At 63.4% G+C, this 4,478-nt stretch carries 5 protein-coding genes; 3 read left to right on the forward strand and 2 right to left on the reverse strand.

The window, feature by feature from the left end:
- Window positions 1–680 (forward strand): ribonuclease T2 (locus C1D09_RS01810; RefSeq protein ID WP_143972710.1); only part of this gene is annotated, 680 nt, incomplete at its 5' end.
- A gap of 19 nt (window positions 681–699) precedes the next feature.
- Here the strand turns inward: C1D09_RS01810 and C1D09_RS01815 are convergent.
- Both C1D09_RS01815 and C1D09_RS33000 read right to left on the reverse strand, forming a co-directional pair.
- Window positions 700–1,986 (reverse strand): GGDEF domain-containing protein, encoded by a 1,287-nt coding sequence (locus C1D09_RS01815; protein WP_143972711.1) that lies wholly within the window; start codon window positions 1,984–1,986, stop codon window positions 700–702.
- A 126-nt stretch (window positions 1,987–2,112) separates the two neighbouring features.
- Entirely contained in the window at window positions 2,113–2,259 is a 147-nt protein-coding gene (locus C1D09_RS33000) for a hypothetical protein (protein WP_167514448.1), read from the reverse strand.
- Between C1D09_RS33000 and ettA the strand changes: the two genes are divergently transcribed.
- Window positions 2,243–3,892 (forward strand): energy-dependent translational throttle protein EttA, encoded by a 1,650-nt coding sequence (ettA, locus tag C1D09_RS01820; RefSeq protein ID WP_143972712.1) that lies wholly within the window; start codon window positions 2,243–2,245, stop codon window positions 3,890–3,892. The two genes, C1D09_RS33000 and ettA, sit on opposite strands and share 17 nt — an antisense overlap.
- A gap of 46 nt (window positions 3,893–3,938) precedes the next feature.
- A partial coding sequence (locus C1D09_RS01825) for a methyltransferase domain-containing protein (RefSeq protein WP_143972713.1) occupies window positions 3,939–4,478 on the forward strand: 540 nt, incomplete at its 3' end.

Raw genomic sequence — 4,478 nt, forward strand, 5'->3', positions numbered from 1 at the left:
AGCCCGCCCCATCAGGAAAACCCGAGTATGTCTTCGCACTGAGCTGGCAGCCGGCTTTTTGCGAGACCAAGTCGAGCAAGACCGAATGCAGGGCGCAGAACCCGAACGAGTTCGATGCCACCAACTTCACCTTGCATGGGCTGTGGCCGCAGCCGAACGGCAATTTCTATTGCCAGGTGGCGGCCGGCGACAAGGCCAACGACAATCCTGCTCACTGGAAGGATCTGCCGCCGGTCAATCTGGACGCCGGCACCCGCAAGGAGCTCGATCAGGTGATGCCCGGCACGGCCTCACAGCTGGAACGGCATGAATGGATCAAGCACGGCACGTGCTACGGCAAGAGCCAGCAGGAATATTTTTCCGACGCGCTCGGCCTGATGCGACAGGTGAACGCCTCGCCGGTGCGCGATCTCTTCACCAAGACCATTGGCGGCAAGCTGACGGCGGACCAGATCCGTGGTGCCTTCGACCAGGCCTTCGGCGCCGGGGCAGGGGATCGCGTGCGGGTGTCCTGCGTCATCGATCCGTCGAACGGCCGGCGGCTGATCGGCGAATTGACGCTCGGCCTTGCCGGCCCGATCGGCCCGAACAGTTCGCTCAAGGACCTGCTGCTGGCGTCGGTGCCGACCAACAAGGCCGGTTGCCCAATAGGCACCGTCGACGCGATCGGCTTCCAGTAAGGACACACCTGGGTCTAGGTCAGAACCGCGCCGACTTGGTCCAGGCGATGGCGGCGTCCGGCTCGTGGCCACCCGGCTCGCCGACGACGCGGTCGCGCCCCGTCGACTTTGCCTTGTAGAGGCGCTGGTCGGCGAGGGCGAACAGATCGGCAAGACAGCGTGTCGTTTCGCTGACGGTTGAAACGCCGGCGCTGACGGTCAGCTCGAAGCGGCTGGCCACGGCCGATGCCTTGACGGCGTGCCGGATGCTTTCGCCAAACAGCCTGGCAACCGCATGCGGGCGCGGACTGAGGATGGCGAATTCCTCGCCGCCGATGCGGAACACCTCGTCTTCGGCACTCGCCACTTCGCGAAGCAGGGCCGCGATCGCTTTTAGCACCTTGTCACCTTCAGCATGGCCGAAGCGGTCGTTGATCGACTTGAAATGGTCGACATCGATGATCAGCAGGCTGAGGGGCCTGGCCATGCGCAGGCTGACCTCGACCGCGGCTTCACCGTCGGCGTCGAAGCGGCCGCGATGCAGCAGGCCGGTCAGGCCGTCGCGGCCGACATGCTCGACCAGCGCTTCATAGCGCTCGCGATAGGTCAGGGTCTCGAAAATGTCGGTCAGCCCGCGCGGCAGCGCAATGTCGCGGGCCTCGAACCATCTGAGGTAGGCCACGAGCATGCCGCTGTAGGCCAGCGCCGCCGCCATCTTGGCGAACCAGCCGCCGAAGAAGACCGCGATCGGCGCGCCGGCGACGAAATGCAGCGCGGTGAAGAAGCCCACCTGGTCGAAGGTCAGCACGCAGGCGACGCAGATCAGGATGCGCGCGAACCGCGCCTTGCGCAGAGTGCGCCCAAGCCTTTCATAGAGCAGGATGATCAGGATGGCGTCGATAAACAGGAGCGTCGTGCCCCACACCATCAGCCAGCCCATCTCGTCGATGAAGCCGATATCGGGCAGCTTGCCGTCGGGGAGCGGAGCGATGGCATGCAGGCGCAAGATCAGCACCAGCCCGATCATCAACGCATTGCCGAGCAGCAGGCCATAGATGGGCTGGCGCACCGTGGCGGCGTCCTCCTTGATGTAGAGCAGGAGCAGCATCACCAGCTTGCCCGAAAACAGCACCGCCGAGCCAGGCGAGACCAAGCCGAACGGCAGCGCGACATAAAAGACGCTGGCAAGATAGGTTTCCAGGAAATGCATGACGCCGAGCGCACAGACGAAGACGCCGAGACCGATGCGCTTCCTGAAGCGGAAAAGCGTTACCATGACGCTGAAGTAGACGACCGCTTCGGCAAGGAGCAGGAAACTGTTCAGCACTGCCGTCGATCCGCTTTCTCCACCGGGGTCGCGGCCAGCCAGCGATTCTACCCCGATCCTGTTTTGACGCGGAAGGGTTAACCGGAGATTTCAGCGCGGCTGGTGACCGGCGGAAAACTTCGGCGGTCAGCGCACACTTGGCCGTGTGATCGGCATGATCTGGCAAAAGCGATTGCCGTTCGTCGCCGCATCGCCTACATAGCGGCCAACTCCATTCAATTCGGCAAATCCAGTCAGTTTTTCAGGGAAAGCGCGCGTGGCACGCCAGTTCATCTATCACATGTCCGGCCTGTCGAAGGCCTATGGCACCAAGAAGGTGCTCGACAATGTTCATCTGTCCTTCTATCCGGACGCCAAGATCGGCATTCTCGGACCCAACGGCTCGGGTAAGTCGACCATCCTGCGCATCATGGCCGGGCTCGACAAGGAATTTCAGGGCGAGGCGTGGCTGGCCGAGGGCGCCACGGTCGGCTACCTCGCGCAGGAGCCGCAGCTCGACAACTCCAAGACCGTGCGTGAAAACGTCATGGACGGCGTCGGCAGGAAGACCGCCATCATCGAGCGCTACAACGAGCTGATGATGAACTATTCCGACGAGACGGCCGACGAGTCCGCCAAGCTACAGGACGAGATGGACCGACTCAACCTGTGGGATCTCGACCAGCAGGTCGAGATGGCGATGGACGCACTGCAGTGTCCGCCGGCCGATTCCGAGGTGACCAACCTGTCCGGCGGCGAGCGTCGCCGCGTGGCGCTCTGCCGGCTGCTTCTGGAACAGCCAGACCTGTTGCTGCTCGACGAACCGACCAACCATCTCGACGCCGAGACCACGGCCTGGCTGGAAAAGCACTTGCGCGACTATCCCGGCTCGGTGCTGATCATCACCCACGACCGCTACTTCCTCGACAATGTCACCGGCTGGATCCTTGAGCTCGACCGTGGCCGCGGCATTCCTTACGAGGGCAATTACACCAGATATCTCGACGCCAAGGCCAAGCGCCTGATCCAGGAAGGTCGCGAGGACGACGCTCGCCAGAAGTCGATCTGGCGCGAACGCGAATGGATCCAGTCCTCGCCGAAGGCGCGCCAGACCAAGTCGAAGGCGCGTATCAAGGCCTATGAGGAACTGGTCGAGCAGTCGCAGAACCGCAAGCCGACCGACACGCAGATCGTTATTCCGTCGAGCGAGCGCCTCGGCAACGTCGTCATCGAGGTCGAAGGCCTCAACAAGGGTTTCGGCGACGAGCTCCTGATCGAGAACCTGTCGTTCCGGCTGCCGCCGGGCGGCATCGTCGGCGTCATCGGCCCGAACGGCGCCGGCAAGACGACGCTGTTCAAGACCTTCACCGGCCAGGAAAAGCCGGATGCGGGCACCGTGCGCATCGGCGAGACGGTCAAGCTCGGCTATGTCGACCAGAGCCGCGACGCACTGGATGGGAACAAGACCGTATGGGAAGAAATCTCCGGCGGCGCCGAAATCATCAAGCTCGGCAAGCACGAGATCAACAGCCGCGCCTATTGCTCGTCCTTCAACTTCCGCGGCGGCGACCAGCAGCAGAAAGTCGGCAACCTTTCCGGCGGCCAGCGCAACCGCGTGCATCTGGCCAAGATGCTGAAGAACGGCGGCAATGTCCTGCTGCTCGACGAACCGACCAACGACCTCGACACCGAAACGCTGGGAGCGCTGGAGGACGCGCTCGAAGCCTACGCCGGCTGCGCCGTCATCATCAGCCACGACCGCATGTTCCTCGACCGCATGGCGACCCACATGCTGGCCTTCGAAGGCAACGCGCATGTCGAGTGGTTCGAAGGCAATTTCGAGGAATATGAGAAAGACAAGCTGCGGCGCCTGGGCGCCGAGGCGGCGGCCCCGCACCGCATGACCCACAAGCGGCTGACGCGATAGGGGATCGACAGGGCGGTGAATTCTCGAAGCCACATGAGGAGCTCAAATGGCTGATTGGTCCGCCGCCCAATATCTGAAATTCGAGGATGAGCGCACGCGTCCGGCGCGTGATCTCGCAGCCCAGGTGCCGGTCGACTTCCCGCGCCGGGTCGTCGACATCGGCTGCGGGCCTGGCAATTCGACCGAGCTTCTGGTTGAGCGCTGGCCGGATGCTCAGGTGAGTGGCTTCGACACCTCTCCCGACATGATCGAGAAGGCGAGGGCGCGCCTGCCCAATGTCAGCTTCGATCTGGCGGACGCGTCGACATGGCGGCCGGCCGAGCCGGTCAATGTGATCTYCGCCAACGCCGTGTTCCAGTGGCTGCCCACGCATCCGGCTGTGTTCCAGCGGCTGATGGGCTTTCTGGCGCCCGGAGGCGCGCTGGCCGTCCAGATGCCGGACAATATGGCCGAGGATTCGCACCGGCTGATGCGAGAAACCGCCGCTGAAATGCCGTTTGCGGCAAAGATGAAAGGCGCGGCGCGCGCGCCGCTGCCGCCGGTTTCATTCTACTATGACCTGTTATCGCCGCTCTCCGACCGGCTC

This window comes from Mesorhizobium intechi (assembly GCF_002879535.1).
Classification (GTDB): Bacteria; Pseudomonadota; Alphaproteobacteria; order Rhizobiales; family Rhizobiaceae; genus Mesorhizobium; species Mesorhizobium intechi.